This window comes from Pseudomonas sp. 21 (assembly GCF_000955805.1).
GTDB lineage: Bacteria > Pseudomonadota > Gammaproteobacteria > Pseudomonadales > Pseudomonadaceae > Pseudomonas.
Window position 1 is genome coordinate 26622 of record NZ_JYOA01000005.1, and the last position, 14631, is coordinate 41252.

Below are 14631 nucleotides of genomic sequence, written 5' to 3' on the forward strand. Positions count from 1 at the left end.
ATGCCCGGCGAACGGTCATTCCGTGGACAACCCCGCCCGTGCCGGCTATACCGTGCAAGCCACCTGACCGGAGCCCGCCGATGACCGCCAGCAGCGAACCTCGCATCACCGTCGAACGTCATGACCACGTCCTGCTGCTCGGCCTGAACCGGGTCGACAAGCGTAACGCCTTCGACCTGGAGATGCTCACCCGGTTGGTGCTGGCCTTCGGCGAGTACGAGCGCGACGATGACCTGCGCTGCGCCCTGGTGTTCGCCCACGGCGATCACTTCACCGCCGGCCTGGACCTGGCCAACATCGGCGAGACCTTCCGCACCGGCTGGACCATGCCCGAAGGCTCCGCCGATCCGTGGGGCACCTTCGGCGGCCGGCGCCTGACCAAGCCGCTGCTGGTGGCCGCCCAAGGCTACTGCTTCACCCTGGGCATCGAACTGATGCTCGCCGCCGACATCAACCTGTGCGCCAGCAATGCGCGCTTCGCCCAGCTCGAAGTGCAGCGCGGCATCTTCCCCTTCGGCGGCGCAACCCTGCGCATGCACCAGGTCGCCGGCTGGGGCAACGCAATGCGCTGGCTGCTCACCGGCGATCCCTTCGACGCCCACGAGGCGTATCGCATCGGCCTGGTGCAGGAAGTCACCGCGCCGGAAGAGCTGATGCCCCGTGCGCTCTGGCTGGCCCAGCGAGTTGCGGCCCAGGCGCCGCTGGGCATCCGCGCCACCCTGGCCTCCGCGCGCCGCAGCCTCGATGAAGGAGAGGAAGCGGCGGCGCGACTGCTGCCGGCAATGGCCAGCGAACTGCTGTCCACCGAGGATGCGCAGGAGGGTTTGAAGGCCATGCTCGAGCGCCGCGAAGGCCGATTCCAGGGCAAATGAGCGCACGGCGAAAACGCCAGGCTGAACCATCGTGCTAAAAGCGCTATATCCAAGGTATTAAAAACGCCTGGCAAGTCGCCATAATCCTTTAGTTTTTCCTTTTAATTCAAAGACCTGCAAAACACAAAACGGCTATATACAAGTTCCAATTTCGCGCCTGAAAACAAACCTCTAGAACTGACTCCAGAGCAGCGCAGCGACTCGCCGGGATACCGAACCGGGCAGCCAGCTGACTGACGTTCTCATGGAGGAATTCGCTATGTCCGGTCCGATTCGTGTTTTCGCACTTTCCCTTCTCGTCGTTGCCCTCTCGCTGCAAGGTTGCAGCAGCCACGGCGGCAGCAGTCACCACCGCGCTTCCGATAGCAGCACCACCGACGATGGCTCCGGCTCTGGTTCCGGCGGCGATGGCAGTGGCGGCAGTGGTGGCACCGGCGGGACCGATGGAACCGGCGGTACTGGCGGTACTGGCGGGACCGATGGAACCGGCGGTACTGGCGGTACTGGCGGGACCGACGGCACTGGTGGTACCGGCGGCACTGGCGGGACAGGCGGCACGGATGGAACCGGTGGCACCGGCGGAACAGGAGGCACTGGCGGCACCGGAGGAACGGGCGGCGGCGACGGCACCGGCGGCGGCACCACTACTCCGCCAGCCAGCACCACCGGCAATATCCTGACCAATACCGGCGAAGCGGTTTCCAATGTCGGCGACACGGTGAGCACCGTCGGCGCCGTGGTGAAAACAGTCGACCTTCCGGTGCTGGGCAATGGCGTCACGCAGAATGCTGGCACCCTGGTCCAGGAAGTCGGCGCCGGCGTGGACAGCGTCGGCACCGGCGTTACCAACGGCCTCGGTCAACTGGGCAACAACCCCAACGCCCTCGGCACCACCGTCGCCGGCGCCACCGGCCTGGTCAGCCACACCGGCGGTGCAGTCAGCAGCCTGGGCGACACCGTAGCGGCCATCGGTGATGCACCGGTGCTGGCCAACACCCCGCTCAACGGCGTGACCGGCCAGGTCGGCAACCTGGTGGATGGCGTCGGCGGCAAGATCACCATGCTCGGCGACTCTCTCAGCGGCGCAGTCACCACCGGCCCGCTGAGCCAACTGACCACCCAGCTCAGCGGCACCACCGCCGGGCTGGTCGGCAAGGTCGAAGGAACCACTCGCGGCGTCGGCGCCGCCACCGGACTGGGAACGCCGGTGAACAACCTATTGACCACCGTCGGCGGTGTTGTGACCCAGACAGGCAACCAGGTAGCCAGTGCGAATCCGGCGCTGGCACCGGTCGGCGGAATCGTCAGCGATGCGGGTCAGGCAGTCAGCGCCACCGGCGGCTTGGTCAATGGCAGTAATCCGGGCGGCGGTCTGCTCGGCAACGTTACCGGCGCACTGGGTGGAGCCACCGGCGGCAGTAATCCGGTGGGCGGCGTGGTCAGCGGCGTGACCGGCGCAGTAGGCGGCCTCACCGGCTCCCTGGGCGGCGCCACCGGCGGCAGCAATCCGGTGGGTGGCTTGGTCAGCGGTGTGACCGGTGCAGTAGGCGGCCTCACCGGCTCCCTGGGCGGCGCCACTGGCGGCAGCAATCCGGTAGGTGGCCTGGTCAGCGGTGTGACCGGCGCAGTAGGCGGCCTCACCGGCTCCCTGGGCGGCGCCACTGGCGGCAGCAACCCGGTGGGTGGCCTGGTCAACGGCGTAGCCGGCACCGTCGGCGGTGTGACCAGCAGCCTCACCGGTGGCGGCGGCCTGGTCGCCGGGGCAGGCGTGGGCATCGGCAGCAACACCCAGGGTTCGGGCGTGGCAGTCGGCGCAGGCGCCGGTACGACTGGCGGTACCAGCGGCCAGGGAGGCCTGCTGGGCAATACGCTGGGCGCCGTGGGTGGCGCGCTGGGTGGTGTGACCGGCGGACTGGGTGGTGGATTGGCGATCGGTACGCCCAAGCAATAATCCGAATTACACCCATACTGTGGTTACCAGGAGCCGCCCACGGCTCCTGGTCCTTTATCGAAGTCGGTCTCATGGAGGAGCCAGATGCGCAAACTTGCTGTCCTGCCCCTGTTGTTGGCTGCACCTTTCGCCTGGGCCGAGCGCCCTATCCAGCTCCCCGGCTCCGATATCGAACAGACACTCCCCCGCCCCAACCTCCCTGGCGGCGACATTCGCCCCAAGGCCCCCAAGGTCACTGCGCCGGAACCTTCGGCCACCCAGCCCGCCCAGATCCTCCAGCAGCGCATCCGCATCAAGCGCATCGAACTGGCCGGCGGCAAGCACTATCCCGTCGAAACCTGGAAACCCCTGCTGGAGCCCCTGACCAAGCGCACCATCCAGGTCAGCGAACTGGTGGCGGCGGCCAAGGCCATCACCCAGCGCTACCAGGACGACGGCTACTTCATCTCCTTTGCCTACGTGCCCAACCAGGACTTCCGCAGCGGTGTCGCGCGCATCGTGCTGGTCGAGGGCCACATCAGCCAGGTGCGCGCCGCGGGCGACCTGGGTGTCCACCAGATGCGCGTGGACCGCTGGATCGAGAAGCTGAAGGCGGAAAAGCCCCTGACCCGCGAGAGCTTCGAGCGCTTCAGCGTGCTGATGAGTCGGGTGCCCGGCATGCAGATGGCCATGGCGCTCAACCCGCCCACCACCAGCGACGGCGGCGCCGTGCTGGAGCTGGCCGGCAAGCAGAAGCGCTTCGACACCGGGATGAACCTCGACTCGCGCCGCGGCGAGCAGCGCGGGCTGTTCAACGCCGAGGTGATGTCGATGCTCGGCTGGGGCGAGCAGCTGCAGTTCAGCTACCTGTACCCACCGGGCGACGACCACGAGTACTACCGCGCCTGGAACTACAGCCAGCTGCTGGGCGACAACGGCGTGCAACTGCTGGCCGGCTACAGCAAGTACAACTCGCGCCCCGGCGAGAACCTGCGCCTGGCCAGCGGCCTGGAGTTCGAACGCAAACGGCAGAACGAACGGGTCAGCGCCGGCCTGGGCATTCCGCTGGTACTGCGCCGCGACCTCACCTGGGACCTCAACCTGCGTGGCTATACGGTCAACGACACCAGCACCTACGACCTGGTCTATCCGGCCATCCCCTTCCGCATCGAACAGAAGAGCAAGCTGCGCGTGGTGGGGATCGAAACCGTCGTCCAGCAGTTCGCCGAGAAGCGCGTGCGCGCCGGCAGCGTGGCGGTTTATCAGGGGTTGAACGGCATGGGCGCGGAAGCGCCGGAGCCGATCAAGAAGAACTTCACCCGCCTGCTCGGCTTTGGCGCACAGCAGGACCAGTTCGGCTCCAACTGGCAGGGCGTGGTGAGCGCCGCCTTCCAGTGGAGCGACGACGTGCTGCCCGACTCCGAGCAGGTCACCTACGGCGGCGGCAACTTCGGCCGCGGCTATCCGGACGACCAGGCCAGCGGCGACAAGGGCTGGGGCGCCTCGTACGAGGTGAACTATTCCTTCCTGCGGCAGAGCGTAGTGCTCAACCAGATCCAGCCCTACTTCGTCGTCGACACCGCGCGCACCCGCTACAACCAGGACGGCCTGAGCGAAGGCAAGCTCGGCTCGGCGGCGCTGGGCGTGCGCTTCTCCAACCGCAAGCACTATCTGGTGTCGATGGAGGTCGCCAAGCCGTTCGGCGACCGCGCACTGGACAACAACGAACGCAGCCCGCGGCTGAACTTCGCCTTCAGCTATCAGATCCCCTGAGGGTTTCCCTTGCCGAGAGTCACTGCGCCGGGCGCAGTGAATCGATATAGGTGCGCAGCGAATAGCCCAGCTTGGGTTCGAGCTGGCCGACACGCTTCTTCAAGCCGCGCAGGTTCAGCTCCTGGTCCAGCTCGGCAGGGACGAAGACGATCACATTGCCCTCGGGCACCGGGCATTCCCAGTAATGCCGGTTGAAGCGCCCGCGCAGCAGCGCGGCGCCCAGCGGCCGGCCATCATCGGTACTCCACTGGTTGATCACCAGCCAGCCGCCCGGCCGCAGGCGCTCGCGACAGGCACCGAGGAAATCCCAGCCGATATGCGCCGGCGCCGGCCCGGTATCGGTGTAGAGATCGAGGAAGATCAGGTCCGCCGGCTCGCACTCGGCCAGTTCCTGCACGGCGTCGCCGATACGCAGGTTCAGACGTTCATCCTCCACCAACCCGAGGTGTTCACGGGCCAGGCGCGGGATGGACGGGCGCAGCTCGATGGCTTCCACCTCCTCCAGCGGCAGGTACTTCAGGCAGGCCTGGGTCAGGCTGCCTGCGCCGAAACCGAGGAACAGCGCACGGCGCGGGCGCGGATGGCACAACGCACCGACCAGCATGGCGCGCGAATAGTCGTACTCCAGCCAGCTCGGATCGCCCATCAGCACGCAGCTCTGCTCGACCTCATCGCCGAACTCCAGGTAGCGGAAGGCGCCGCTCTCCACGACGCGGATCACGCCGAAGTCATCGCGCTCCTCGACGATCAGCAATTCTTCGCCCAGCAACTCCTCGCTCATGACCGGCTCCGGGCAGGAACGGCCGTGACAATGCGGTCCGCCGGGAGCGGCGAACGGCACGGATTGCCATTGAAATACAGGGGCTCGCGCACGCAATAATCCTTCGAATCAAGACGGCCAGCCACGACCGCCGGGCCGCAAGAATAACAGCCCAAGAGGCACAACCGAGCATGCGCCAGCGCAACGCCCTTCGCGATCCCGCCCAACGACACCCTTTCCCGCCGGCATTCCCACAACAGCATCAGCACGCACCCGCCTGCTGCGCGGGCGGCTGATCGTCTTTCAGTGTTCCCCTGGACAAGGATGTCCCCCCTCTTCTTCTCACGCTGCCACCACGCGCGGGGCAAAAGCCGAGCTGATACCATGGGCGGATACCGTCCACAGCCGCGAAGACCCCGCCGATGAGCCTGCCCTGGAGCCCCGATAGCTGGAGAAGCAAGCCGATCCAGCAACAGCCCGCCTACCCCGACACCAATCGCGTGAGCGAAGTCGAGCGCACCCTGGCCAGCTTCCCGCCGCTGGTGTTCGCCGGGGAGGCGCGCGAGCTGCGCCGGCAATTCGCCGAGGTCACCGCCGGCCGTGCCTTCCTGCTGCAGGGCGGCGACTGCGCTGAAAGCTTCGCCGAGTTCTCCGCGGCGAAGATCCGCGACACCTTCAAGGTACTGCTGCAGATGGCGGTGGTGATGACCTTCGCCGCCGGCTGCCCGGTGGTGAAGGTCGGGCGCATGGCCGGGCAGTTCGCCAAGCCGCGCTCCGCCGGCGATGAAACCATCGCCGGAGTGACCCTGCCCGCCTACCGCGGCGACATCGTCAACGGCATCGGCTTCGACGAGAAGAGCCGCGTTCCGGATCCGGATCGCCTGCTGCAGGCCTACCACCAGTCCACTGCCTCGCTGAACCTGTTGCGCGCCTTCGCCGGCGGCGGCTTCGCCGACCTGCACCAGGTGCACCAGTGGAACCTGGACTTCATCGCCAACTCGGCGCTGTCCGAGCGCTACCAGCAACTGGCCGACCGCATCGACGAGACCCTCGCCTTCATGCGCGCCTGTGGCCTGGATACCGCCCCGCAATTGCGCGAGACCAGCTTCTTTACCGCCCACGAAGCGCTGCTGCTGAACTATGAGGAAGCCTTCATCCGCCGCGACAGCCTGACCGGCGGCTGGTACGACTGCTCCGCGCACATGCTGTGGATCGGTGACCGCACCCGCCAGCTCGATGGCGCCCACGTGGAAATGCTGCGCGGCGTCGGTAACCCCATCGGCGTGAAGGTCGGCCCGAGCATGGACAGCGAGGAGCTGATCCGCCTGATCGACATCCTCAACCCGGACAACGACCCCGGCCGCCTCAACCTCATCGTGCGCATGGGCGCGGACAAGGTCGGCGACGGCCTGCCGCGCCTGATCCAGACCGTGCAGCGCGAAGGCAGGCAGGTGCTGTGGAGCTCCGACCCCATGCACGGCAATACCATCAAGGCCTCCAGCGGCTACAAGACCCGCGACTTCGCGCGCATCCTCGCCGAGGTCCGGCAGTTCTTCGAAGTGCACCAGGCCGAGGGCAGCTACGCGGGCGGCATCCATATCGAGATGACCGGGCAGAACGTCACCGAGTGCATCGGCGGTGCGCGGCCGATCACCGAGGACGGCCTCAGCGACCGCTACCACACCCACTGCGACCCGCGCCTGAACGCTGACCAGTCGCTCGAGCTGGCCTTCCTGATTGCGGAAACACTGAAGCAGGTGCGCCGTTGAATCCGACACGGGTCTCAGAGCAGTCCTAAAACCACTTCCTGTAATTGACGGTCCCAGGGCGTCTACCTAGAGTGGCGCCCCGCGCAGCACCCGCCGCGCCGTGGAAACCGTCAACCAAGGAAGATCCCGATGCAACTGCACCGCTCCCTGCTCGCCCTGCTGATCGGCGCCAGCGCCGCGCTCTCCGGCTGCCAGAACATGAACACCGACAGCCTCGTGCAGTCGGGCATGATGGCCATGAAGGCCGCCACCCTCAGCGATGCCGAGATCAAGCAGGTCGCCGACGAAGCCTGTGCCAAGCAGGATGCCGAAGCCCAGATCGCCCCGTCCTCCAGCCCTTACGCGCAGCGCCTGGACAAGATCGCCGCCGCCCTGGGCAACCCGCTCACCGGCACCTCGATCAACTACAAGGTCTACCTCACCGAAGACATCAACGCCTTCGCCATGGCCAACGGCTGCGTGCGCGTGTACTCCGGCCTGATGGACCTGATGAACGACAACGAAGTGGAAGGCGTGCTCGGCCACGAGATCGGCCACGTCGCCCTCGGCCACGTGAAGAAGGCCACCCAGACTGCCTACGCAACCGCCGCAGCCCGCGGTGCCGTCGCGGCTTCGGGGAACGCTACCGTCGCCGCCCTGTCGCAATCGCAGTTGGGTGAAATCGGCGAAGCGTTGGTCAACGCGCAGTTCTCCCAGTCCCAGGAGTCGGCGGCCGACGATTACTCCTTCGACCTGCTGAAGAAGCGCGGCATCGACCTCAACGGCCTGGCCAGCGCCTTCGACAAGCTGGCCAAGCTCAGTGGCGGCCAGGAAAGCAGCATGTTCGACTCCCACCCTGGCTCGCAGCAGCGTGCCGACCACATCCGCAAGCGCATCGCCAGCGGCAAGTGATCACGGACGGGCCTCTGCGGAGGCCCGTTTCATTTCAGGCCTGCACCAGCAGCCCTTGCAGGCGCTCACCGGACGGCCGCCGGCAGTTCACCGCCACCCGCTCCAGCCCGAGCCACTTCGCCATCTCGCCCAGTTGCTGCGCCAGCGCGGCGTGCCCCTCTTCGCCCAGCCCCTTTTCCTCTTCGTGGACGGCATGCACCACCAGCTGTCCCGAAGCGCGGTCGGAGCGCAGATCGACCCGCGCCGCCAGGCGCTCATCGAACAGGAACGGCAACACGTAGTAGCCGTAAACCCGCTTGTGCTGCGGCGTGTAGATCTCCAGGCGGTAGCGGAAGTCGAACAGCCGCTCGGTACGGGCGCGCTCCCAGACCAGCGAATCGAACGGCGAGAGCAAGGCACTGGCGCGCACCTTGCGCGGAATCACCGGGTCCGCCAGGCAGTAGGCCGGCGCCTGCCAGCCCTGAACCTGCACCGGCAACAGCTCGCCCGCCTCCAGCAGCTCGGCCAGCCGCGCCTTGCTGTCGGCGGGATCCAGGCGGAAGTAGTCGCGCAGGTCCTTCTCGGTGGCCACGCCCAGCGCCTGCGCCGAATGCAGCAGCAACTGGCGCTGCGCCTCGGCCTCGTCCAACTCAGGCTGCCGAAGCAGATCGGACGGCAGGACGCGCTCCGGCAAGTCATACAGACGCTCGAAACCGCGCCGCCCGGCGACTGTCACCTCGCCGACGGCGAACAGCCACTCCAGTGCGTGCTTCTCGTCGCTCCAGTCCCACCAGGGGCCGGCGCGCTCTTCGCGAGTGGTCAGGCTGCCGGCACCCAGCGCGCCTTGCTCGCGCACGGCGTCGAGCACCCGCTGGATCACCGGTTGCTGCTCGCGCCCGAAGCGCGCCAATTGCTGGTAGATGCCACGCCCCTCCGCCGCGCGACGCATGCGCCAGCGCATCAGCGGGTAGAGTTCCAGCGGCAGCAACGAAGCTTCATGCCCCCAGTACTCGAACAGCCGGCGATGCCGCCCGCCGCTCCAGGCCGCCTCTTCCAGCAGCGTCGGCGAATAGTTGCCCAGCCGCGAGAACAGCGGCAGGTAGTGCGAGCGCACCAGCGCATTCACCGAGTCGATCTGCAGTACGCCCAGTCGTTCGAGCAAGCTGCGCACATGACGGCGCTGCACCTCGCCACCGGACCTGCGCAGGGTGAAACCCTGGGCGGCCAGGGCGAGGCGGCGGGCCTGCTTGAGAGACAGGGATTCGACGGTCGGCATCGTGGACTCCTGGGCTGGGCAAGCCCTAGAGCCTAACGCCAATCGCAGCGCCTGGCTGCATCAGACGGGTTCGCCGAGTCGCGCGGGCACCGGGAAGGGACGAGCGAAGGTAAAGACCTCGGCCGAGGGACCTTCCAGCTGCAGACGTTCCAGGCGCTCACGAGCCATGGACACATCGGGCAGTTCGCCTTCGGGCAGCCACCAGAGCGCGAGACTCGGCGAAGGCAGGCGCTCCATCCAGTGGCGCTTGCTGCGCAGCACCTGCAGGTGCTCGCCGGCGTAGACGTAATCCTTGAGCGCTTCGACTGACTCCCACACCGACAGGTTGACGATGATCAGCGGGTCGTCGAAGACACGAATGGCGGTGGCGTCGCCCTCCTCCGTCTGCAGGCGCCAGACGAAACCGCGGCTGCGCTCGGCGAGGGCATTGATGTGATCGAGCTGGTCGACGAATCCCTTCATCAGAGGGTGGTCCAGCGGGGCGCGGGCCTTGGCGATGTTGACCTGGGCGAGGTGGTAATGGGTGGACATGGGCTTCCTTGTCATCTGGCTGGCCATGGGGCTGACCAGGTTTGCGGGAGTGGGCGGCACGACGAGGGAGCGTGCCGCCCCGCGGGCTCAACGACGGACATAGTCCATCCAGAACGGGCGCTCGACTTCCTGCTGGATGTCGGCACGACTCAGGCCGATGTCCTTGAGCGCCTCATCGCTCATGGTCGCCAGCTCACGGCGCTGGCGGGCCAGTTCGTGCCAGTGCAGGACACGTTGCACGGCGCGCTTCCACAACGGCGCGGCCGGCACTTTATGGACATGGTAGGACGCTGCTACGAAACCGAGTTGACCTTTCATCTTGCTTCCCTCCCAGTGGGGTTGGATGCAGTTTCAGGCTCGCGCTAAGATCAATCCAACGAATCATTCTTATGCAACCCATCTCGGAGATTGATGAATGAGCAGCTTCCCCAGCATCGACAGCGAACTGCTGCGCACCTTCGTCGCCATTGCCGACCATGGCGGCTTCACCCGCGCCGCCGAGATGGTCAACCGCACCCAGTCGGCGGTGAGCATGCAGATGAAACGCCTGGAGGAAGACGTGCTGGAACGCAGCCTGTTCGAGCGCGACGGTCGTCAGGTGCGCCTGACGCCGGAGGGGCAGATATTGCTGGGCTACGCGCGGCGCATCCTGCGATTGCAGGGTGAGGTGTTCAACACCTTCCGCCAGCCGCACATGGTCGGCTCGGTGAAGATCGGCACACCGGATGACTACGTGATGCGCTTCCTGCCCAGCATCCTTTCGCGTTTCGCCGAGGCCTACCCGCTGGTGCAGGTGGAAGTGCACTGCGATTCGTCCGCGCAACTGCTGATGCGCAACGACCTGGACCTGTCCATCGTCACCCGCGAGCCGGGCACCGAGATCGGCCAGCTGCTGCGCCAGGAAGACTTCGTCTGGATGGCCGCCGAGAGCTTCTGCCCGCAGGACCAGCGCCCGCTGCCGCTGGCGATGTTCAACACCGCCTGCTTCTGCCGCGCCTGGGCCTGCAATGCGCTGGAGGCAATGGAAGTGGACTACCGCATCGCCTACAGCAGCCCGAGCCTGTCGGCGCTGTTCGCCGTGGCCAGCGCGGGCCTGGCAGTGACCGCGCAGCTTCGCAGCCTGCTCACCGGCAACCTGCGCATCATCGGCGAGGAAGAGGGCCTGCCGGTGCTGCCCAACGCCAGCATCGTGCTGCTGCGCGGGCAGAAGATGACGCCGGTGACCGACAAGCTGGCCGAGTACATCGTCGAAGGCTTCCGCTCGTAAGACTCAGCGCACCGCCAACAGCACCGCGCAGACGATCAGGAAAGCACTGAAGGCCACGCGCAACTGACGCACGGGCAGCGCATGAGCCAGGCGCACGCCCCAGGAAATGCTCACCAGCCCGCCCAGCGCCAGCGCGCTGCCCATGCGCCAGTCCACATGGCCATGCACGGCGTAGGTCGCCAGCGCCACGCCCGTGCTGGGCGCCGCCAGCGCCAGCGCGAGACCCTGGGCGATCACCTGGGTCAGGCCGAACACCGAGGTCAGCACCGGCGTCGCCAGAACGCCACCGCCCACACCAAACAGGCCGCCCAGCGAACCAGCCCCCAGCCCCAGCACGCCCATCCACGGCAAGCCGTAGCGCGGCGTACTGCCGCCCTGGGGAACACGCTGGAACAGGCGCACCAGCAGATACAGCGCCAGCAGCACCAGGAAGACCACAAAGGCGCTGCGCATGCTGCGGGCATCCAGGTTCACCGCGATGCTGGAAGCGAAGAACGCGCAGACCAGGCCGGTCAACGCCAGCACGCCGGCCTGGGCGAAATCGATACGGTTGCGCTGGTGGTAACGCCAGATCGCCAGCAGCACGTTCGGCACCACCATCACCAGCGCAGTGCCCTGCGCCAGTTGCTGGTCCAGCCCGAACAGCACGCCCAGCGCCGGAATCGCCAGCAGCCCGCCACCAATCCCGAACAGCCCACCCAGGCTGCCCAGCACGACGCCGAGCAGAACATCCACAACCAGGTCCCACATGACACACCTCCACAACAGTGCGTCCATGCTAGAAAACACGGGTTGGATGGGAAACGCAAAGCGCAGCACAATGGCTTTGTCTTTTTAGCAAAGCCGCCACGCGCCATGAATCCTTCCAGCCTCGAAGACCAACTCGACCTCTACCTGGACGTGCTCGACAACGGCAGCTTCTCCGCCGCCGCCCGCCTGCGCCAGCTCACACCTTCCGCCGTGGCACGGCGCATGGACGCGCTGGAGCAGGGATTGGGTTCGACCCTGCTGGTTCGCAGCACGCACAACGTACGCGCCACACCGGCGGGCCTGGCGTTCGCCGAGCGAGCGCGGAGGATAGTCATCGAGTTGCGCCAGGCACGCGCGGAAGCGGTGTCACTGAGCACCGCGCCGGAAGGCCTGATCCGCATCGACGCCCCCGTACCCTTCGGTCGCCGTCACCTGGCCCCGGCGCTGGCCGATTTCCTCACCGCCAACCCCGGCCTGGACGTGCAGCTGCGGCTGATCGACAGCTTCACCGACACCCGCGGGGAAAACCTCGGCCAGGTCGACCTTGTGCTGCGCATCGGCACCCTGCCCGACAGCCGCCTGGTTGCCACGCGCCTGGCGCCCATGCGGCGGGTCGTCTGCGCTAGCCCCGCCTACCTGCAGCAGCACGGCAGACCGGCCTCGCCACTGGATCTGCCGGAGCACACCGGCCTCGACTGGGAAGGCCTCGCGCCACCCCTGGCCTGGCGCTTCCTCATTGACGGAAAGCTGCAGCACCTGCGGCCACGCCGGCTGCGCATGACCGCCAACAATGCCGAAACGCTGGTGGAAGGTGCGCTGCAGGGCATTGGCCTTGCCCACCTGCCAACCTGGCTATGCAGCGAGTACCTGATCAGTGGCCAATTGCTGCCGCTGTTCTGCGACAACGGCCTTCCCGAGCCGGAGCCCGGCGTTATCCACGCATTGCGCCTGGAGCGTGGCACCCACCCGCGCAGCGAGCGCCTGCTGGCCTTCCTGCTGGAGTGCTTCGGCTTCCCGCCACCCTGGGATGCAGCCCTGGAAGAAGCGCTGTTCAAGAATTAACCATCGCGCTAAATTAATGCGTAATCAACTCTTCGCTTCGAGCGCCCTGCCAGGAGCACGCCATGACCCAGCAAGAACCCACCTGCGAAGCCCTCAAACTGGATAACCAGCTGTGCTTCGCCCTCTACTCCACCTCCCTGCAGATGACCAAGGTCTACAAGCCCCTGCTGCAGGAGCTGGGCCTCACCTATCCGCAGTACATCGCCATGCTGGTGCTGTGGGAAGAAGACGGCATCACCGTGGGCGAGATCAGCTCGCGCATGCTCACCGACCCCGGCTCCCTCACGCCCCTGCTCAAGCGCCTGGAGGCCGAGGGCCTGATCACCCGCACCCGCAGCCAGGCGGACGAGCGCGTGGTGCAACTGCGCCTGACCGACAAGGGTCGTGAGCTGCGCCGACAGGCGGAGAGCATTCCGGCCTGCATCCTGGCCAGCAGCGGTCTAACGTTGGACAGTCTGAAGCGCCTCCAGGAGGAGCTCGTGGACCTGCGCGGGCATCTGCAAGCCCCGTAAATCGGGGCTTATACCCAAGCTGCAGGTCCTTTAGTCAGAAATCTTCCAATAATTATCTTGCGCACTAAATTAAATCGAACTAACTTCCTCCTCACGAACTGCTTAGCGCACAAGATATTAAGCAGCCAGATGCCCTCGGTAAAAACAACCTAGCCCTACCTGCGAATCGGAGACCACCATGCAAACCATCAAAGCCCTCTACACCGCCACCGCTACCGCCACCGGAGGCCGCGACGGCCGAGCCGTTTCCTCGGACGGCATCCTCGACGTGAAACTGTCCACCCCGCGCGAGCTGGGCGGTGCGGGCGGCGAAGCCACCAACCCGGAACAACTGTTCGCCGCCGGCTACTCGGCCTGCTTCATCGGCGCCATCAAGTTCGTCGCCAGCCAGAGCAAGAAGCAGATCCCGGCGGACGCCTCGATCACCGGCAAGGTCGGCATCGGCCAGATCCCCGGCGGTTTCGGCCTGGAAGTGGAACTGAACATCAACCTGCCGGGCCTGGACCGGGCCGAGGCCGAAGAGCTGGTCGCCAAGGCTCACCAGGTCTGCCCCTACTCCAATGCCACCCGCGGCAACATCGACGTGCGCCTGAACGTCAGCGTCTGATTCAGCTCACGATCCCTCGCCGCAGAAACGAAAAAGCCCGGCATCAGCCGGGCTTTTTTGTGTCTCGGATCAGGCTCAGGCCTTGACGCGGGACTTGTACTCGCCAGTGCGGGTATCGATTTCGATCGAGTCGCCGATTTCGCAGAAGGCGGAAACCTGGACTTCAGCACCGTTCTTCAGGCGAGCGGTCTTCATCACTTTACCGGAGGTGTCGCCACGGACAGCCGGCTCGGTGTAGACGATTTCGCGAACGATGGTGGTCGGCAGTTCAACGGAGATGACTTTCTCGTTGTAGAAGACGGCTTCGCAGACGTCGGTCATGCCGTCTTCGATGAAGGTCAGCACGCCTTCCAGATCGCCTTTCTCGATCTCGTACTGGTTGAACTCGGTGTCCATGAAGACATACAGCGGGTCCGCGAAGTAGGAGTAGGTTACTTCCTTGCGATCGAGGATGATCGGCTCCAGCTTGTCGTCGGCCTTGAACACGGTCTCGGTGCCAGCACCGGTCAGCAGGTTCTTCAGCTTCATCTTGACGACCGCGGAGTTACGGCCGGACTTGTTGAACTCGGCCTTCTGGATGACCCAGGGGGCGCCATTGATGTTGGCAACCTGGCCAGCGCGGAACTCTTGTGCGGTTTTCATACGATTATCC

The 14631-nt window shown here is 66.1% G+C and carries 15 protein-coding genes; 9 read left to right on the forward strand and 6 right to left on the reverse strand.

Annotated features, from left to right (window positions below; all coding sequences use genetic code 11):
• The first annotated feature begins 80 nt into the window (after positions 1-80).
• From UB43_RS12875 to UB43_RS12885, 3 genes are all read left to right on the forward strand, one after another.
• On the forward strand, positions 81-872 hold the full coding sequence (locus UB43_RS12875) for a crotonase/enoyl-CoA hydratase family protein (protein ID WP_045211430.1): 792 nt from the start codon (positions 81-83) through the stop codon (positions 870-872).
• Between the two features lie 259 nt (positions 873-1131).
• Positions 1132-2823 (forward strand): collagen-like triple helix repeat-containing protein, encoded by a 1692-nt coding sequence (locus tag UB43_RS12880; RefSeq protein WP_045211432.1) that lies wholly within the window; start codon positions 1132-1134, stop codon positions 2821-2823.
• Between the two features lie 84 nt (positions 2824-2907).
• On the forward strand, positions 2908-4575 hold the full coding sequence (locus tag UB43_RS12885; RefSeq protein ID WP_045211434.1) for a ShlB/FhaC/HecB family hemolysin secretion/activation protein: 1668 nt from the start codon (positions 2908-2910) through the stop codon (positions 4573-4575).
• Positions 4576-4594: 19 nt separating this feature from the next.
• Here the strand turns inward: UB43_RS12885 and UB43_RS12890 are convergent, their stop codons facing one another.
• Positions 4595-5356 carry a spermidine synthase gene (locus UB43_RS12890; RefSeq protein ID WP_045211436.1) on the reverse strand — a complete coding sequence of 254 codons (762 nt, stop codon included), beginning with the start codon at positions 5354-5356 and terminating at the stop codon, positions 4595-4597.
• 401 nt (positions 5357-5757) lie between these two features.
• Between UB43_RS12890 and UB43_RS12895 the strand changes: the two genes are divergently transcribed.
• Positions 5758-7104 carry a class II 3-deoxy-7-phosphoheptulonate synthase gene (locus UB43_RS12895; RefSeq protein ID WP_045211438.1) on the forward strand — a complete coding sequence of 449 codons (1347 nt, stop codon included), beginning with the start codon at positions 5758-5760 and terminating at the stop codon, positions 7102-7104.
• A gap of 129 nt (positions 7105-7233) precedes the next feature.
• Complete coding sequence (locus UB43_RS12900) at positions 7234-7995, forward strand: M48 family metalloprotease (protein WP_045211440.1); 762 nt, start codon at positions 7234-7236, stop codon at positions 7993-7995.
• Positions 7996-8029: 34 nt separating this feature from the next.
• Here UB43_RS12900 and UB43_RS12905 read toward each other — a convergent pair whose 3' ends face one another.
• The 3 genes from UB43_RS12905 to UB43_RS12915 all read right to left on the reverse strand — a co-directional run bounded on the left by UB43_RS12905 (position 8030) and on the right by UB43_RS12915 (position 10099).
• Positions 8030-9250, reverse strand: coding sequence for a winged helix-turn-helix domain-containing protein (locus UB43_RS12905; RefSeq protein ID WP_045211442.1), 1221 nt, complete (start codon positions 9248-9250; stop codon positions 8030-8032).
• Positions 9251-9310: 60 nt separating this feature from the next.
• Entirely contained in the window at positions 9311-9781 is a 471-nt protein-coding gene (locus UB43_RS12910; RefSeq protein WP_045211445.1) for a DUF3291 domain-containing protein, read from the reverse strand.
• An 87-nt stretch (positions 9782-9868) separates the two neighbouring features.
• On the reverse strand, positions 9869-10099 hold the full coding sequence (locus UB43_RS12915) for a DUF1127 domain-containing protein (RefSeq protein ID WP_045211450.1): 231 nt from the start codon (positions 10097-10099) through the stop codon (positions 9869-9871).
• Positions 10100-10196: 97 nt separating this feature from the next.
• On the opposite strand from UB43_RS12915, the gene UB43_RS12920 reads away from it, so the two are divergent.
• A complete protein-coding gene (locus tag UB43_RS12920; protein WP_045211451.1) occupies positions 10197-11048 on the forward strand; it encodes a LysR family transcriptional regulator in 852 nt (283 codons plus the stop codon).
• A 3-nt stretch (positions 11049-11051) separates the two neighbouring features.
• On the opposite strand, the gene UB43_RS12925 is transcribed toward UB43_RS12920, so the two are convergent.
• Positions 11052-11798, reverse strand: a complete 747-nt coding sequence (locus UB43_RS12925) for a sulfite exporter TauE/SafE family protein (protein WP_045211452.1) — start codon at positions 11796-11798, stop codon at positions 11052-11054.
• A gap of 105 nt (positions 11799-11903) precedes the next feature.
• Here UB43_RS12925 and UB43_RS12930 point away from each other — a divergent pair, with 105 nt between their 5' ends.
• The 3 genes from UB43_RS12930 (at position 11904) to UB43_RS12940 (ending at position 13979) form a co-directional block, all read left to right on the forward strand.
• Positions 11904-12860, forward strand: a complete 957-nt coding sequence (locus UB43_RS12930; RefSeq protein WP_045211453.1) for a LysR family transcriptional regulator — start codon at positions 11904-11906, stop codon at positions 12858-12860.
• 62 nt (positions 12861-12922) lie between these two features.
• On the forward strand, positions 12923-13372 hold the full coding sequence (locus UB43_RS12935; RefSeq protein ID WP_045211454.1) for a MarR family winged helix-turn-helix transcriptional regulator: 450 nt from the start codon (positions 12923-12925) through the stop codon (positions 13370-13372).
• Between the two features lie 178 nt (positions 13373-13550).
• The gene (locus UB43_RS12940) at positions 13551-13979 is read left to right on the forward strand and encodes an organic hydroperoxide resistance protein (protein ID WP_045211456.1); all 429 of its coding nucleotides are present in this window, start codon (positions 13551-13553) and stop codon (positions 13977-13979) included.
• A 75-nt stretch (positions 13980-14054) separates the two neighbouring features.
• Here UB43_RS12940 and efp read toward each other — a convergent pair whose 3' ends face one another.
• Positions 14055-14621 carry an elongation factor P gene (efp, locus tag UB43_RS12945; RefSeq protein WP_045211459.1) on the reverse strand — a complete coding sequence of 189 codons (567 nt, stop codon included), beginning with the start codon at positions 14619-14621 and terminating at the stop codon, positions 14055-14057.
• Between the last annotated feature and the right edge of the window lie 10 nt (positions 14622-14631).